The organism is Ketobacter sp. MCCC 1A13808 (genome assembly GCF_009746715.1).
Classification (GTDB): Bacteria; Pseudomonadota; Gammaproteobacteria; order Pseudomonadales; family Ketobacteraceae; genus Ketobacter.
This window is the reverse complement of sequence record NZ_VRKW01000003.1, coordinates 121,831-137,635: the sequence shown is the minus strand read 5'-3', so window position 1 is coordinate 137,635 and position 15,805 is coordinate 121,831. Positions and strand designations below refer to the sequence as shown.

Genomic DNA, 15,805 nt, shown 5'->3' with positions numbered 1-15,805 from the left:
TCTATTGCACCAAGTAAATTACTTTCTGTTGAGAGCTGGCCGGAAGTGTCTCGACAAACTCAAACAATCGACTTTTGTTTTTCTCAGTCAAAAATCTAGTGTCAAAGGGCATTAAGTCAGCACCATCAGGTTTCGCTAGCTTATTGGCAAAGGACTGTGAAAATTTTGGAAATGTTTTATCAAAATATTGATTTATTTTCGATGCCTGATCGAACGTATCTGGGGTTAATTTTAGATCGATTTTAGCCCCTGCAAAATCACCCGAATTAACAACAAAATCAGCACTGGATCCACCTGGCGCTCTTTCGAGAGCGCCGCCTAAATAATGTTCCATCTCCGCTGCAGCCCCAGCCTCACCTGGCGCATATGCATTTCGATCCACATCAATTTCATTAAGTCGGCGTTGAGCGGCTATATCAACCGGATTACGAGAAGTAATTGAAGTTGGACGATCAGCATTCAGCGTTAGCCGTTGCGCTCTTTGGGCTGCGTTTGGAACACCCCTAACCCCCTTAGCAACAACACCCGCTCCTGCCAGCCCCGCAACGCCAGCCATAACATTATCAGGATTGCTCCAGGAATTAATAACACCATCACCGAGTGCAGCAAATGCGCCACTCGCATCACCTCGATTCAACTTGGTTATCGCTAAATTAGCCCCGGCTGCATATTCATCCGGAATGCCGGAGATACCAAAGTGATTTCCGGCTATGACTGCATGCGAGGTGGTGTTTTGCGTAAATTTATCAAGGTGATCCGGGCCAACTACCCATTCATTCCGATCATTATCAATACTTCTTACAACGTAATGATCAACCTGTAGTATTCCATCAACCACATCGCCGCTGGCATAAACATCATAGTATTTATCCCCATCTATGAAGCCTGAGAGGCCTTCAACCGCTCTGACCGATGTCCCTGGCTTCAATGCACCGTCCAATGTTGGATTGCCAGGATCATATAAAGCAGCGCCCGAAAAGGCATTGTCTCCCGGTATAAAGCCCTTGATTGCAGGCGCAGATACCGGATTGTCCAAAACGCCCATTGCTTGCTTCTGGCTTTGGGGAACCCCAACAGTATTATCACGCGCACTCACCGCCTGACTGACCACCGGCTCCTCAACATCCTCCGCTGCCGACACCACATGCGGTTCAGCATCGGCTTCCACCACTTGCGGACCGTTCGGCAAACCAGGCTGATTCACATTACCCGGTTTATCGCCCTTATCCGCAGGTTGCGGCGCAGCCGGCGCAGACGCATTGGCAGGCATGCCCGGTATTGCATCACCGCCGGTATTCGCCCGCACCAATGGACCTGTGATGGTAACACCCGTCATATCCAGCTTGACCAAACCCATGCCACCTTTCAGGGTCAGTTCGAAACCCGCTTCAATTACCAGCTTGGTTCCAGCTTTAATACTGATGGTTTGTCCGGCTTCCTCGATATGGGAGCCGTTGATTTTGATCTGGGCATCTTTGCCGACCGTCTGAGCCAGGCTTTGTCCGACGGTGTGCAGGTGGTTGCCTTTGATCGTGGTATTCAGGTCACTGCCGATACTTTCAAATTCATCGTTGCCCACGGTGTTGTGGCGATCGGCTCCGATCCATTCGCGGCTGTCATTTTGTACATTCAGATCCAGGTCTTTTTCACCACGGATGTAGATCGCCTCTGCGCCTTGCTTGTCCTCTATACGTAATTCGTTGAAGCCATCACCACCTGGGGTACTCATGCTTTTGAACAGGGTCCGGGTTTTGTTGGCGGGTAACGGATACGGAGGGTTGTTGGCCCCGTTATATACTGTGCCGGTGACAATCGGGCGATCCGGATCTCCGTCCATAAAACGCACCGTGACCTCCTGCCCAACACGGGGAAGCGCGATCGCGCCCCATTTGTCGCCTGCCAGGGATTGGCTTACCCGCATCCAGCAACTGCTGTCTTGGTCGTATTGCCCTTCCCGGTCCCAATGAAACTGCACTTTGATTCGGCCATGCTCATCGGTGTAGATCTCTTCCCCTTGCGGTCCGGTCACGAAGGCGGTTTGCGTTCCGTTAATAATTGGGGCTTCCAGATCTCGTCGGGGACGAAATTCAGTTCTGGACGGCACTGCGACGAAAGAGACCGAGAACGCCGAACCCTCGCCACTGGCCCCTTCACCCAGGGATTGCGGCTGACGCGCCAAGACCGATAGATGCAACAGCGTGTATTCCGCATTCAGGGCACCCCGCGGATGTTCTTTTATCCTAAAGCGGTAACCCGGCAACAACATGCGCGGACTGTTGCTCCTGCCCTCAATGGTTTCGCAGAGTGCCTGCTGCTCCTGGTAACGCAGTTCGGCATAGCGCTGGCCGTCGGCTGGATCAGTGAATTTCCCAGGATAGCGGTAGTGCTCCAGTTGGGTGAACTGCCCTTGTTCCCTGGTTTTTTCCAGCCGCAAACGCGATTTCTCAAAATCATAATCACGCAACGTCACTTTACCCTGGCTAATGCGCCGATGTGCAGTGAGTTCGTAGATGGACTCTTCTTCGGTCGCCATCCCGGTGCGTTCTTTGTAGCGCAGGGTCGAATCGCCGGGGATGTCCTGGAACGCAGTGCTGCGATCACACAGCACCATCTTATGACCATCCAGACCATGTTCGAAAAAGTAGAAAATACCCTCTTCCTGCATCAGGCGGCTGACAAATTTGAGGTCTGTTTCTTTGTACTGAGTGCAATACTCACGCTGAGGATAGCGCCCGGTTAAACGGAATTCGACCTGATCACCCTGAATACCTGCCTCATCCAGCACCTGGGCAATGATGTCGGGCACCGTTTGGTTTTGAAACAGACGCAGATTACTGCGAAAACCGAGAAAGTAGAGCTTGGGCCGTAAAGACAAATGATAAAGCGTGAATTTATTGCCGGTTTCACCTTGCTGCGCAGCAACGATCTCGCCATGCAGATATTGCGGCAGGCGCTCATCAAAAAGGGCGATGAGGCCGGATTTGGCAATCAGGCTCTGCAGGTCGAGCGCGGCATTTTCACAGGCCAGCTCCAGTTCAATACGGTAAGGCTCCGATACAGAAATCAGAGCACTGAAACCCACCACCCGCAATTCTTCCGCCAGGCTGGGAATTTCGAACAAAAATCGTGTCACATTGGCAGGTACGGTCATTGTTTGCTGAGCCGGATTTGTTAACGTGATGAAAACGACAATAAAGCCGCGTGTACCCATAAAGACATCACGCACTTAAAAATTCAGAGGGAAACATGACTGATTACCGCGACGAAGCGGTAGCCCCCGCTACCAGCATCGAAGAATTCCGCAAAATTGTGACTAGCCGCCGTTCAGTACGCCGCTTTACCGACGAGCCGGTGCCGGAAGACGTGGTCGAGGATTGCCTCGATTTAGCCATGCTCGCCCCCAATTCCTCTAATCTGCAACCGTGGGAATTCTATGTGGTACGGGAAAAACAGGTGATGAGCCAGTTAGCAGAAGCCTGCCTGGGCCAGAACGCCGCCACTACAGCGCAATTGCTGATACCCATCGTGGCACGGTCAAATACCTGGAAAAAGAATAGCTTACGCAATCTGGACTACTGGCCGGAAGAGACTATGCCAAAGATTATTAAGACTTATTACTCCAAAATCGCACTGTTTCATTACAATCCCGGACCCCTGGGCAGTCTGGGTATGGCGAAAAAAGCCATGGGCCTGTTGGCAGGATTAGCCCGTCCGGTACCCCGCGGCCCCTACGGCATCAACGAGATGCGCACCTGGGCGGTAAAATCCACCGCCTTGGCAGCGCAGAATATGATGCTGGCGTTTCGCGCCCATGGCTACGATACCTGCCCGATGGAAGGCTTTGACGAACGTCGGGTCAACAAAATCCTGGCGCTGCCCAACGACGCCATCGTCACGATGATTCTGGGTGTAGGCAAACGCGCCCCCGATGGCATTTATCACCGCCGCTATCGCTTCCCCCGCGACGAGTTTGTGCATTACATCTAGCCTTCACCTTTGGCCACTTTGCCTCCGCTCGACCAACGTCTAATACACAACCCTCCGGTACTGGTTTAAAACAGAACAGTACAAATACAAAAATACGGGATTCGGAGGGTACGTGTATGGCGTTTAAGAATAAAGAAGATGCCACCGCCTATTGGTCTGCCAACGTGAGGTTGATGCTGACGTTATTGGTGATCTGGTTTGTGGTTTCATTTGGGTGCGGCATCATTTTGGTGGATTTTCTCAACCAGTTTCACTTGGGTGGTTACAAGCTTGGATTTTGGTTTGCTCAACAAGGTTCCATTTATGTATTCGTAGTGTTGATTTTTTACTACACCTACAAAATGGGTAAGCTTGATCGCAAATACGACGTCCACGAAAAGTGAGGTAACCGACTATGTCTCTGCAAACATTAACGTACATTGTGGTCGGGTTTACCTTCGCGGTATACATCGGCATCGCTATCTGGGCCCGGGCGGGCACCACAAAAGAATTTTATGTCGCCGGTGGTGGCGTACATCCTGTGGCCAATGGTATGGCTACCGCTGCCGATTGGATGTCGGCAGCTTCCTTTATTTCCATGGCTGGCATGATCGCCTTTATGGGATACGGCGGCTCTGTTTTCCTGATGGGTTGGACCGGAGGTTTCGTATTATTAGCGATGCTGCTGGCGCCGTATCTGCGCAAATTCGGCAAGTTCACCGTGCCGGAATTTATCGGCGACCGCTACTATTCACGGACCGCGCGTATTGTGGCGGTGGTGTGCCTGATCATCGCTTCGATTACTTATGTTATCGGTCAGATGAAAGGAATCGGCGTGGCCTTTTCGCGTTTCCTCGAAGTGGATTACGGCACCGGATTGTTAGTGGGCATGGGCATTGTATTTATCTATGCGGTCATGGGTGGCATGAAAGGCATTACCTATACTCAAATTGCCCAATACTGCATTCTGATTTTTGCCTATACCATTCCCGCCATTTTTATATCGCTGAATCTGACTGGCAATCCGATACCGCAACTGGGTTTGGGCTCCACCATGATAGGCACGGACACGTTTCTGCTTGACCGGCTGGATCAGGTAGTGACGGAACTCGGGTTTAATGAATACACGACCCAGGCCCGGCTGAGCTTAGTCAATATGTTCGCCTATACCATGTCTTTGATGATCGGTACGGCCGGCTTGCCTCACGTTATCATCCGCTTCTTCACTGTGCCTAAAGTGGCCGATGCAAGAAGCTCTGCGGGATGGGCCCTGGTGTTTATCGCAATCCTGTACACCACTGCACCGGCTGTTGCGGCGATGGCTCGCATGAACTTCATGACCACCATCGAGCCAAGCGCCGGTGAATATATGCAATACGACGAACGGCCAAGCTGGTTCAAAAAATGGGAGACCACGGGCTTACTGGCGTTTGAAGATAAAAACGGCGATGGCCGTGTTCAATACACTGCCGATAAATCGGTAAACGAAATGGTGACTGTTGATAACGATATAATGGTGCTCGCGAATCCGGAAATTGCGCGCCTTCCAAACTGGGTGATCGCATTGGTAGCAGCCGGGGGTCTGGCCGCCGCGTTATCCACTGCTGCGGGATTGTTACTGGCCATCTCGTCCGCTATTTCCCATGACTTGTGTAAGGGTGTGTTCATGCCCGACATCTCTGAAAAGCAGGAGCTTTTAGCCAGCCGGATCGCGATGGCCGGGGCAATCGTAGTAGCGGGGTATCTGGGCTTTAATCCGCCGGACTTTGCTGCCGGGACAGTGGCCCTGGCCTTTGGGTTGGCCGCATCCTCGATTTTCCCGGCATTGATGATGGGCATCTTCAATAAACGCGTGAATAAGGAAGGGGCTATTGCCGGTATGCTCGCGGGTATCAGCGTCACTCTGCTGTATGTATTCCAGCATATGGGCTTTATGTTTGTGGCCAGTACATCCTTCCTGGGCGGAATGGAACCCAACTGGTTCCTGGGCATCGAGCCCAACGCGTTTGGGTGCATAGGCGCCGTCGTTAACTTCATCGTCGCTTTTGCCGTGTCACGGGTAACCCAGGCTCCCCCCGAGCACATTCAGGAAATGGTGGAAAGTATCCGCATGCCGGCCGGAGCAACTCAAGCGCATGATCACTAGCAACACCGTTTAGAACCAACGATGTAACAACAACCGGGGCCCGAACACAATTCGGGCCCCTCTCCCCCGGCCTCCGCAATCAAAAGTTACGGGGGCTTTTTTAGGGCAGGCCAAAAGCGTTTTTTCAGAGTAAGCTCAGAGCCTGTCCACAGCAGAGTTCAATCAGGAATCCGTATGTTCAAAAACAAGCACGTTGTTGTCGCTATGATTGTTTCCCCCATTCTCGCCATTATTGCGTATTTTGCCGTGGATATGATGGTCGGGGAAAAGCCGAAGCAGGCACAAGCTGGTCAGTCCTATTCCCTGGCTGCTTTGCCCAACTGTCGTTATCCCAGCGGACATTGCACACTGAAAAACGGCTCCTTTGAAGTGGATATCAAATCAGAGGAAGTGGGGGTCAATGTCCTGACATTGCATCTTACGTCTAAGCACGTCTTGCAGGGAGCCAAAGCCGCGCTGGTGACAAGCCCGGATCAGGCCGGCGAACCCGCCGACATGACAGCAGAAGATGAGAGCGGATTCAAATGGCGCATTGAACTTGAGGGTGAACAAACCGATGATGCGATGATCCGGCTGGTGGTTGCTGCAGAAAGCGCGTTGTATTTTGGCGAAACCGGGTTGGCATTTGTTCAGTACCAGACCAGTTTTGGCAAAGATTTCCGCTAGTGCTTCATTCTGTTCCCACTTTACCGGCTAAACCGGCAACCCCGTGATACTGGAATTGCTGGTGGTAATAAATCCATTGACCCCGCTCAGAGTAGAAGTGGATACCCCTTTTTCCTCTTAAATACGACTTAGCAATTCTACTTTCTTTGCGTTGAATTCATCATCGGTAATTGCACCGGCATCCCGCATTTTGGCCAACCGTTCGATCAAACCGATGATGGCATCCGGAGAATTGTTGGTATTGCTATTCGTACCGACATTCGACATTTCCGCGTCAACGCCCGGCGCATTATAGGTTGTCTGAGGCTGCGACTGAGCGGCAGGCACCTCGGCTACCGGCGGCGGTGGCTCGGCAAAATTGGTGTTCGGAGCGGGTGCCAGACCCGGCCCGGAAATCAACGGCAAACTGGACACCGCAATGGTGCCGTATTGGCTACTAAACGTCAGCGAATTGTCTCCGCCCTGCTGCTGACTTACACCACTGATGTTATTGTCCAGCGTATCGTAAACTGTGATCGCGCCATTCATTTCAATGGCCAAGCGTCCGGGAAATACCGCATAGCGGGTGTTATTTTGCGCACCACTGCTGAAAGGCTGCCCCAGATCCGCCGGCCACCAATGGTTACTGCCGGGTGAGCCCGCCGGTGGCGGCGGTGGAAATATCTGGTTATTGGCCAACGCATTCGACAATTCATTGCATAAATTATCAACTGTCATCTTCAGGCCATGATTAAACATATCACCGACCATGGTCATTCCGCCCCGCATCCACTGACCTGAACCACCCAGCTCAGGGCAATTAAATTGCGCCATTGAACCTGCACCATTTTGAACCGCGATGAGCATGTGGACAACGGCATCCGAACTTAAGTTATATCTGGATGAAATATTGTTGACGATATTCTGGCCCGTCTGAGTAAGCTGTTGCATGTTCGGCCTCCGGTGAGGTGTAAGATTCAGGTTGAGCTTGCCCTGGGTACAGGATAAAGCAGGAACGTGACAATGTTGATAAACAGAAGACACCTGCAGATTCCATGCCTGGATACAGGGGGGTGGAGATACTAAGCTATTTCAGAGGCAAATGCGCGAGATTCCGAAATTAATCTGCAATTAAATACTAACTCGTTTAAGCGCCCTGGAACAAACAGGGTCACCCTTCATTTTGTGTGGGTCTATAGGGTAAAGCCGCCGTTTATTGAGGCCGTTTACTCCAGGTCTGCACGAGAGTGCAGTGTTGCGGATGGCAGACGCAAACCCGAGTCCAAAGCCAAGAAAAAAGGTGCCACCAGGGCACCTTTCTTTAAAGACTAAAGCATAACACTTTATGCAGTAGCAACCTCTTTTACATCATAGTGCTTCAGGATACTTTTGATCGTATCTTTGTTTTTACTGGTGTATTTGACGCCTAATAAAATCGAACCTTTTTTAATGGCATCTTCATAATATTTCACTTCGTGCTCCGGAATTGCGGCGCCGATTGCACCCCCAATTAAAGTTCCGGCAGTGGCACCCGCACCCGCGCCGGCGAGGGCAGCAACGGTGGGACCGGAAATCAAAAGTCCGGCTCCTCCGGTTGCCACTGCACCCACGGCAGTCAATCCGGCGACTACCGCTGTCAACACACCACCAGTGACCGCACCGATCGCAGCACCTTCCGGCATTTTGGATTGCTCGGCGATACCGAAGTTTTCCTGATTAACGGTTTCATTCGCAATTAAACTGATGTCGTCAGCCGATACGCCTTTGGCTTCAAGTTCGTTGATTGCCATAGCCGCTTCTGAAGGCTTGTTAAACAGTCCTGTAATTACATCGCTCATAATAATTTCCCTTTATCATTTGACGTTCTGTCTTTCATTTCCCGAAAGTCGAATCATTTCGCTTCCTGGTGTAGTTACAGCAAAGGCTATGCCATTATTAGCGCACAAACAGGAATCGCCGGAAACTCATGAGGATAGGCTGATAATGCAAGCAAAGCGGCCGGTCAAACAACCGAATTAACCAACGCACCGGGTAACTTTTACAGTTCCGTTCCGCTTTCTTACAAACTACCAAGAAAAAATACCACCAACATAATCGCCCGGGTAACTATCGGCTGACCCGTGATGGTAAACTCATCGTGTGTTTACCAGGGACCATTGCGATTCCGACAAAACGCTACTGACCTTACACGGATACCATTAAGGACTGCCCGATGAGAGCAATAATCTCCGCCATCACAGCACTGACGACGATCATCACGAGTGCTTTCGTTTATGCAGACACAACTGCCCCCAAGGAACTGGCCTACGATTTACGGCTAACAGACTACCCCTACCCCTATGAAGTAAAATTCCACCGTTTTCATTCTCAGGAGAAGACACTTGAAATGGCCTATATGTATCTGCCGCCCCAAAATCAAAATGCCGTGGTGACGTTACTGCATGGGAAGAACTTCAACGGCGCCTATTGGAAACAAACTGCACACTACCTCCACCAAAAGGGGTACGGCGTATTGATACCGGATCAGATCGGCTTCGGAAAATCCTCCAAACCGAAACACTACCAATATTCATTTTCTGCCTTGGCGAATAATACCCGCAATCTAATGACATCACTGGGCATATCCAAAACCATTGTGATCGGCCACTCCATGGGTGGGATGCTGGCAACCCGTTTTGCATTATCGTATCCGCAACAAACCAGCAAACTCCTGTTAGTGAATCCGATTGGGTTGGAAAACTATCTCCACTATGTGGAGTACAAAGATGTGAATTTCTTTTATCAGAATGAGTTGACATTGAACGCCGAAAAAATCAAACGCTATCAACAGAAAAACTATTACGATGGGAAGTGGAACGCGACGTACGACAGCCTGACAAATCCGCTGGTAGGCTGGGTGCAGGGGCCGCACTGGAAAGATATCGCCTACGTCAACGCACTTACTTATGACATGTTATTCACACAACCGGTAATAGAAGAGTTCGGTGATCTTTCCGTTCCGGCAGCGCTGATACTGGGAACCCGGGACCGTACCGGCCCCGGCCGCAACTGGATGAAACCCGGTGTGCAATATGAACTGGGGCGCTACGATCAACTCGGCGATCGGATTCAGCAACGCAATCAGTCCATCGAAATATTCGAACTCAAAGACCTGGGTCACTTGCCCCAGATTGAAGACTTTGAGCGATTTAAAGCGGTTCTTCATAAAACACTTTCTTCGAAATAAAAAAGTATAAAAACGGTTAAAAGCGGCAATAATCCGTACCACTCATCTCCACATCAACGGTCTTCACAGCTCATAAATTTGTTAAAAAAAAACCTAATAGTTTGTTTAAGAATAAACGATAAAATTTATCTATCTCGCTAATAGTTATATTTATACACCCAATTCGTTCCTCACGGACTATAGTACATAGCGCATTTAACTCAACACAGGGACGGGGACATCCATGTTAATAAGAACAATTCCTTTACTCACCGCACTCGCATTTTCCGCAACTACCATCTCCGCAACCGGAGCCGCTCTCACCGAACAAGAACCCATGTCGAACCGCGACTGGTGGCCGGAAAGTCTGGACCTTCAACCGTTACGCCAACATGATAGCGAGTCCAATCCGCTAGGTGAAAAATTCAACTACGCAGACGCATTTAGAACGCTCGACCTGGAAGCTGTTAAAAAAGACATTGAAGCTTTGATGACATCCTCTCAGGATTGGTGGCCAGCGGACTACGGCCACTATGGACCGTTTTTTATTCGCATGGCGTGGCATAGCGCAGGCACCTATCGAGTGGACGATGGACGCGGCGGTGCCGGAGGCGGACAGCAACGCTTTGAACCGCTCAATAGTTGGCCGGACAATGTCAGCCTTGATAAAGCTCGACGCTTGTTGTGGCCAATCAAACAAAAGTACGGCAGCCATATTTCCTGGGCTGACCTGATGGTATTAACCGGGAACGTTGCATTGGAATCCATGGGTTTTAAAACCTACGGCTTTGCCGGAGGGCGTGAAGACGACTGGGAGCCGGATCTGGTGTTTTGGGGGCCGGAGCGAGAATGGCTGGGAGACGAACGCTACCATGGCGATCGCAAACTGGATAAGCCCCTGGCAGCAGTTCAAATGGGATTAATCTATGTAAACCCCGAAGGCCCCAACGGCAACCCGGACCCGCTGGCCGCTGCAAAAGACATCCGTGAAACGTTCGGCCGCATGGCTATGAACGATGAAGAAACGGTCGCCCTTATCGCGGGGGGACACACCTTCGGTAAAGCGCACGGAGCCCACAAACCAGAGGAATGTCTGGGCAGAGAGCCCTCCGCTGCGCCGACCGAGCAGCAAGGCTTCGGCTGGAAAAATAAATGCGGCAAAGGCAACGCCGAAGATACCATCACCAGTGGACTCGAAGGCGCCTGGTCCGTGAGCCCCACTCAGTTCACGACACAATATTTGGACAATCTGTTCAATCATGAATGGGTCAAAACCAAGAGCCCGGCCGGGGCTACACAGTGGATCCCCGCTGATGGCAAAGCGGCCAACCTGGTACCGGACGCCCACGACAAGTCCAAGCGTCACGCACCCATCATGTTCACAACCGATCTTTCACTAAAGGTCGATCCTGAATACAAAAAAATCTCGCTTCGCTTCAAAGAAAATCCGGAAGAGTTTGAAAAGGCGTTTGCCAAGGCCTGGTTCAAATTAACCCACCGGGACATGGGACCGAAGGCACGCTACATTGCCGTCGACCTACCGCCAGAACAGCTTATCTGGCAGGATCCGATACCCGAGTTTGATCATGGTCTGATTGGTGGCCGGGATATTAAGAAAATAAAAAAACAGATTCTGGAATCCGGACTAACGGTAGCGGAACTGGTACGCACTGCCTGGGCCTCTGCTGCCAGTTTTCGTGGCACCGATATGCGGGGCGGGGCCAATGGTGCGCGCATCCGGCTTGAGCCTCAAAAAAACTGGGCTGTTAATAATCCTGAAGAGGTCGCTAAAGTACTCGCCGAACTGGACCGTATCCGCACCGATTTTAACGAAGCCAAATGGGGAGATACCGAAGTTTCCATGGCCGACATGATTGTTCTGGGTGGAGCGGCTGCGATTGAAAAAGCAGCAAAGGATGCCGGGTATGATGATATAGAAGTTCCCTTTGCTCCCGGCCGTGCCGACGCCGCTCAGGAGCAAACGGATGTGGAAGCCTTTGCAGTGCTTGAACCCAAAGCCGATGGTTTCCGTAATTACTTCAGTAAGAACGCCCGTCTTTCTCCCACTGACGCTCTGGTCGAACGGGCCAATCTGCTGACCTTAACCGTACCGGAGATGACCGTATTAATCGGCGGAATGCGAACCTTGGGTGCCAATGCAGACGGCAGCAAAAACGGTGTCTTCACCGATAAACCCGGCACCCTCAACAATGCATTTTTTGTAAACCTGCTGGATATGTCCACCCGATGGTCTAAATCTGATAAAAACGATGGACTGTATGAAGGCTTCGACCGCAAGTCCGGTAAACTGAAATGGACCGCGACCCCGGTGGATCTTATTTTTGGCTCGAATTCAGAATTACGGGCCATTGCCGAAGTCTATGCATCCAATGATGCCGACGAAAAGTTTGTACAGGATTTTGTTAATGCCTGGACCAAGGTGATGACGTTGGACCGGTTTGATATTTAAGCCCTGACCACAAGAGCGCCCCTTTGCGAAACTGGGGGTGCTCTTGTGTAAACACCTCACATGCCCTGATACGATTACTTATCAAGAATGCCTTCCGCAATCGCTTTATCCTCACTGACAAAGATGCCCATGGCGGCATTCATCCGCTTAAAACCCAGCGAATTATAAAATTCCTCGGTATCGGGATCGGTATAAAGCAGAATTTTGCTGTGTCCTCGGGAAAGCTCAACCAGTTTGTTCACAATGGACGCTCCCATCCCTGAATCTTGATAATCCGGATGCACTGCCACATCGCAAAGGTAGGAGCAATCAACGCCGTCAGCCAGAGCACGGCCAGCACCCACTAATTTCCGGTTATCGAATAAAAAACATTTAAACAGGCTGTTGGTAAACGCTATCTCAAGTCGTTCAGGTAGCTTTTTTCCCAACGGCGCGATCCGGTAAAGCTCTGCCAGCTCCCGCCAGTCCACCGCGTCGGCTGTGTAACGCCACTCTATATCCACAAATTCCCCCGCCCGCTGAAAATATCAAGGCGTAAAGAATAAAGAAAAGATAAGAAAAGGCAATTTAGAAGAGTAATGCCTTACAGAACTGCACGGACATAAGCGCTGATTGACCCCGCAATGGATAACCAGGGCTTTTGCATGGGAGGACCAAGCCAGAACAACCAGGCTGCCGTCAGCCCCATCACCAATGACCGGCCGTAGTATTGCATCGAAAATGGCTTCAACGCAGTACCAAAGGAACGTTTAATTCTGACATTGGACAAATCGACGCTATAACATTCGTCCAATATTAAATGAATCAGATAGCCACCCGCCACGAATGCTGCCGCCAACCAACACACCAATGCCGATTGCTGCAACACCCGATGGCCAAAGCAGGCACTGAGTGCACCGACAAAAAAGACCGCCAGCAACGAGTGAAAAACACCGCGATGACGGGAATATTTTTTAAATAATCCCATCAACGGAAAACGTACCAATACGAAAACAGCAGCCAGTACAATCCACAACTGGGCAAAACTCAACCGGGACGCTAACCAGAAGAGCGCGAACGCCATTGCCACTAGCGCCAACCCGTTAAAAAGCAGTTTTAGAACGGTGGCGTTATCGGAATCCACATCCGGCAGCAAACTTCCCCAAACACCCAGCATCCACAAACTCAAGCTCAGCGGCAAACTGCTGAGCTCAGCGGCATAACAAAGGCTGGCACCCATACCGGTGACCACAGTGCCGACTACCAGGTGCGTGTTGAAATTTGCCATTGTATCCCCGTACAAAATAAATGCGTTGCGGCGGCTATTGTACGTACTCTCCGCCTTACTCTAAAGCGGCTTTCAAACCTGTCTTCACCGAAACGCCGGTTTCCGGCCCGATTTCCACAAAGGTATCGTTATCATTGGTATAAAGCGGCCACATCACATCGTCGGTTGCCGGATTCCCTGTTTTAGCAAAATTACTCCACATCGTCATCGTCAATTCAGTTACTGCAGCATCTTTTGCTCCGTATTGCATTGAAGCAAAAACATCCGCTGCGTCTCCCTCTGTACCGGTTACCCCATTACCATTCAAATCACCAATCTCCGGTTTTTCACCTTCCGGGGTTAACACCAGCCCCAACACATAGTTTTGCACCAGCCCCGCAGGATAATTGAATACATAAGGCAATTCACAACCATGACAACTCGCCAGTCCCATTGCACCCCATCCATCCGGCACCCAACTGAATTTATAAACATATTGGTTTGACTGATAGGTGGGCGATCTCTGGGTCAGCCATACAGGAAGAGCGGCGCGCAATGTGTCGTAGTCGCCGGCAGTGGCCCCACTCATGAGCGGCACATCACTGGGCATACCGTCCATTACATTCTGATAATAGGTTTTTGGCTGGTAATAGAAATCGGCATTGGGCACATAGGTTTGACGCGGTATATCATTTTCCAGATCAGCCTGAACCAATGCGGTCCACGGTAAAGCACGAGCTTCTTCCAACGTGGTTACGCCGGCACGTTCAAATAACGCCGACCCAATTGCCTCAGACCCCGCCAAACTATCTTCTGGCCCGCTGGTGGTATCCAACGGTGCGAAGCCGCTCTGCACGATCGCTTTGTGAAACAAACCCGTTGCCTGGGGTGAATTCATTAATGAATACGTTTTTCCACCGCCGCCGGATTGCCCAAACAAAGTCACGTTACCTGGATTGCCTCCGAAGGCGGCGATGTTCTGCTGCACCCACTGCAATGCCATCACCAAATCCATCTGTCCATAATTACCGGAACCACCGTAACCACTCTCTTCCGATAATAATGGATGAGCAATATAACCGAACGGCCCCAGTCGATGATTAACGGTTACCAGCACCACCCCCTTGGTGGTCAGGCTGTCTGGATTATTGTATTGCTTGGAATTGGCCGACAAAATGGCAAAGGAACCTCCATGAAACCAGACCATGACGGGTAAATTTTCGGCCTCTTTTGGCGCGGTGACATTCAAATAAAGCGAGTCTTCACTCATACCGCCTTCGTTCACTGCTTCCAGCGTCGGATTTTGTGCAGATTGATCTGCCCACGCCACTGCATCACGCACCCCTACCCAAGGATCAGGTTGTACCGGTGGACGCCAGCGTAAATCCCCCAGTGGTGGTTTGGCATAGGGAATACCCAGAAATTGCCAGGTTGATTCGTTGGCTGCAAAACCACGCACATCCCCTGCGTTAGTGGCGACTACGATGCGCTCACCAGAGGAACGTAAAAAATGCGCCACTGCATCGGGTGCATCGCGGACAACGCGCGCGCGCGGATCAGTATCAGAAAAAGCACTGTTACTTTCCAGCGTAGCTAATAATGGTTCCAGGCTGCTCCCGAATGCCTCCGCCGGTTGGTCAAAATTGATTGCTGCGGCACTATCAGAAACCGCTGTCCGAATCATCTCTGTAATCTGAATTCCGTTATTGAGATCACCATCGGCATCGATACTTTGCAATAAAATAAGTTTGTTATTCACCGCCGAATCGGTAGCCGCTGTCGCATCCTCGGTAATCGTTAAGGGCGTCATTAATTCTGCGCCTTCAGCCGACCCTAACTCCAGATCGCCGATCGAGAAGGTGATGGTTTCACCTTTCAAATAGTTGAACTCCCCTCCGCTGTCCGTGACGCCGGCCTCCGTGGTGGTACCTTCAAAATTCAGACCGGATACCGCGCTATCAATAAAGGTTCCGGTTAATTGTTTGTCTCCGCCACAACTGGCTAAGGGTAAGAGTATGGGAGAGACGGCGAGAGAGATAATGGCTGAGCGGCGAAGTTGCTTTTTCGTTGGGCGTGTTTTCATCAGATGTCCTTATTATTGTTGAGTCTTCCAAGGGACGATAAAAC

Annotated in this window: 12 protein-coding genes; 6 read left to right on the top strand and 6 right to left on the bottom strand. The window is 50.8% G+C overall.

What is annotated here, in order from left to right; translation table 11 throughout:
* Position 1: 1 nt before the first annotated feature.
* Positions 2-3,226 carry a type VI secretion system tip protein TssI/VgrG gene (tssI, locus tag FT643_RS07460; RefSeq protein ID WP_198043392.1) on the bottom strand — a complete coding sequence of 1,075 codons (3,225 nt, stop codon included), beginning with the start codon at positions 3,224-3,226 and terminating at the stop codon, positions 2-4.
* 20 nt (positions 3,227-3,246) lie between these two features.
* Between tssI and FT643_RS07455 the strand changes: the two genes are divergently transcribed.
* From FT643_RS07455 to FT643_RS07440, 4 genes are all read left to right on the top strand, one after another.
* Entirely contained in the window at positions 3,247-3,987 is a 741-nt protein-coding gene (locus tag FT643_RS07455; protein ID WP_156870764.1) for a nitroreductase family protein, read from the top strand.
* Positions 3,988-4,103: 116 nt separating this feature from the next.
* Positions 4,104-4,370, top strand: a complete 267-nt coding sequence (locus FT643_RS07450; protein WP_156870763.1) for a DUF4212 domain-containing protein — start codon at positions 4,104-4,106, stop codon at positions 4,368-4,370.
* A gap of 11 nt (positions 4,371-4,381) precedes the next feature.
* A complete protein-coding gene (locus tag FT643_RS07445; RefSeq protein WP_156870762.1) occupies positions 4,382-6,112 on the top strand; it encodes a sodium:solute symporter family protein in 1,731 nt (576 codons plus the stop codon).
* Between the two features lie 174 nt (positions 6,113-6,286).
* Entirely contained in the window at positions 6,287-6,778 is a 492-nt protein-coding gene (locus FT643_RS07440) for a hypothetical protein (protein ID WP_156870761.1), read from the top strand.
* Between the two features lie 117 nt (positions 6,779-6,895).
* On the opposite strand, the gene FT643_RS07435 is transcribed toward FT643_RS07440, so the two are convergent.
* Together FT643_RS07435 and FT643_RS07430 are read right to left on the bottom strand one after the other, a co-directional pair.
* Positions 6,896-7,708: an SHOCT domain-containing protein gene (locus tag FT643_RS07435; protein WP_156870760.1), complete on the bottom strand. Its 813-nt coding sequence runs from the start codon at positions 7,706-7,708 to the stop codon at positions 6,896-6,898.
* Positions 7,709-8,100: 392 nt separating this feature from the next.
* Positions 8,101-8,595, bottom strand: a complete 495-nt coding sequence (locus tag FT643_RS07430; RefSeq protein ID WP_156870759.1) for a hypothetical protein — start codon at positions 8,593-8,595, stop codon at positions 8,101-8,103.
* Positions 8,596-8,969: 374 nt separating this feature from the next.
* Between FT643_RS07430 and FT643_RS07425 the strand changes: the two genes are divergently transcribed.
* Both FT643_RS07425 and katG read left to right on the top strand, forming a co-directional pair.
* Positions 8,970-9,983: an alpha/beta fold hydrolase gene (locus FT643_RS07425; protein ID WP_156870758.1), complete on the top strand. Its 1,014-nt coding sequence runs from the start codon at positions 8,970-8,972 to the stop codon at positions 9,981-9,983.
* 316 nt (positions 9,984-10,299) lie between these two features.
* On the top strand, positions 10,300-12,432 hold the full coding sequence (gene katG / locus FT643_RS07420) for a catalase/peroxidase HPI (protein ID WP_411267801.1): 2,133 nt from the start codon (positions 10,300-10,302) through the stop codon (positions 12,430-12,432).
* Between the two features lie 74 nt (positions 12,433-12,506).
* On the opposite strand, the gene FT643_RS07415 is transcribed toward katG, so the two are convergent.
* The 3 genes from FT643_RS07415 to FT643_RS07405 all read right to left on the bottom strand — a co-directional run bounded on the left by FT643_RS07415 (position 12,507) and on the right by FT643_RS07405 (position 15,761).
* Positions 12,507-12,935, bottom strand: coding sequence for a GNAT family N-acetyltransferase (locus FT643_RS07415; RefSeq protein ID WP_198043391.1), 429 nt, complete (start codon positions 12,933-12,935; stop codon positions 12,507-12,509).
* An 80-nt stretch (positions 12,936-13,015) separates the two neighbouring features.
* Positions 13,016-13,699, bottom strand: coding sequence for a metal-dependent hydrolase (locus FT643_RS07410; RefSeq protein WP_156870756.1), 684 nt, complete (start codon positions 13,697-13,699; stop codon positions 13,016-13,018).
* A 55-nt stretch (positions 13,700-13,754) separates the two neighbouring features.
* Positions 13,755-15,761, bottom strand: coding sequence for a carboxylesterase/lipase family protein (locus FT643_RS07405; protein WP_156870755.1), 2,007 nt, complete (start codon positions 15,759-15,761; stop codon positions 13,755-13,757).
* Positions 15,762-15,805 lie beyond the last annotated feature (44 nt).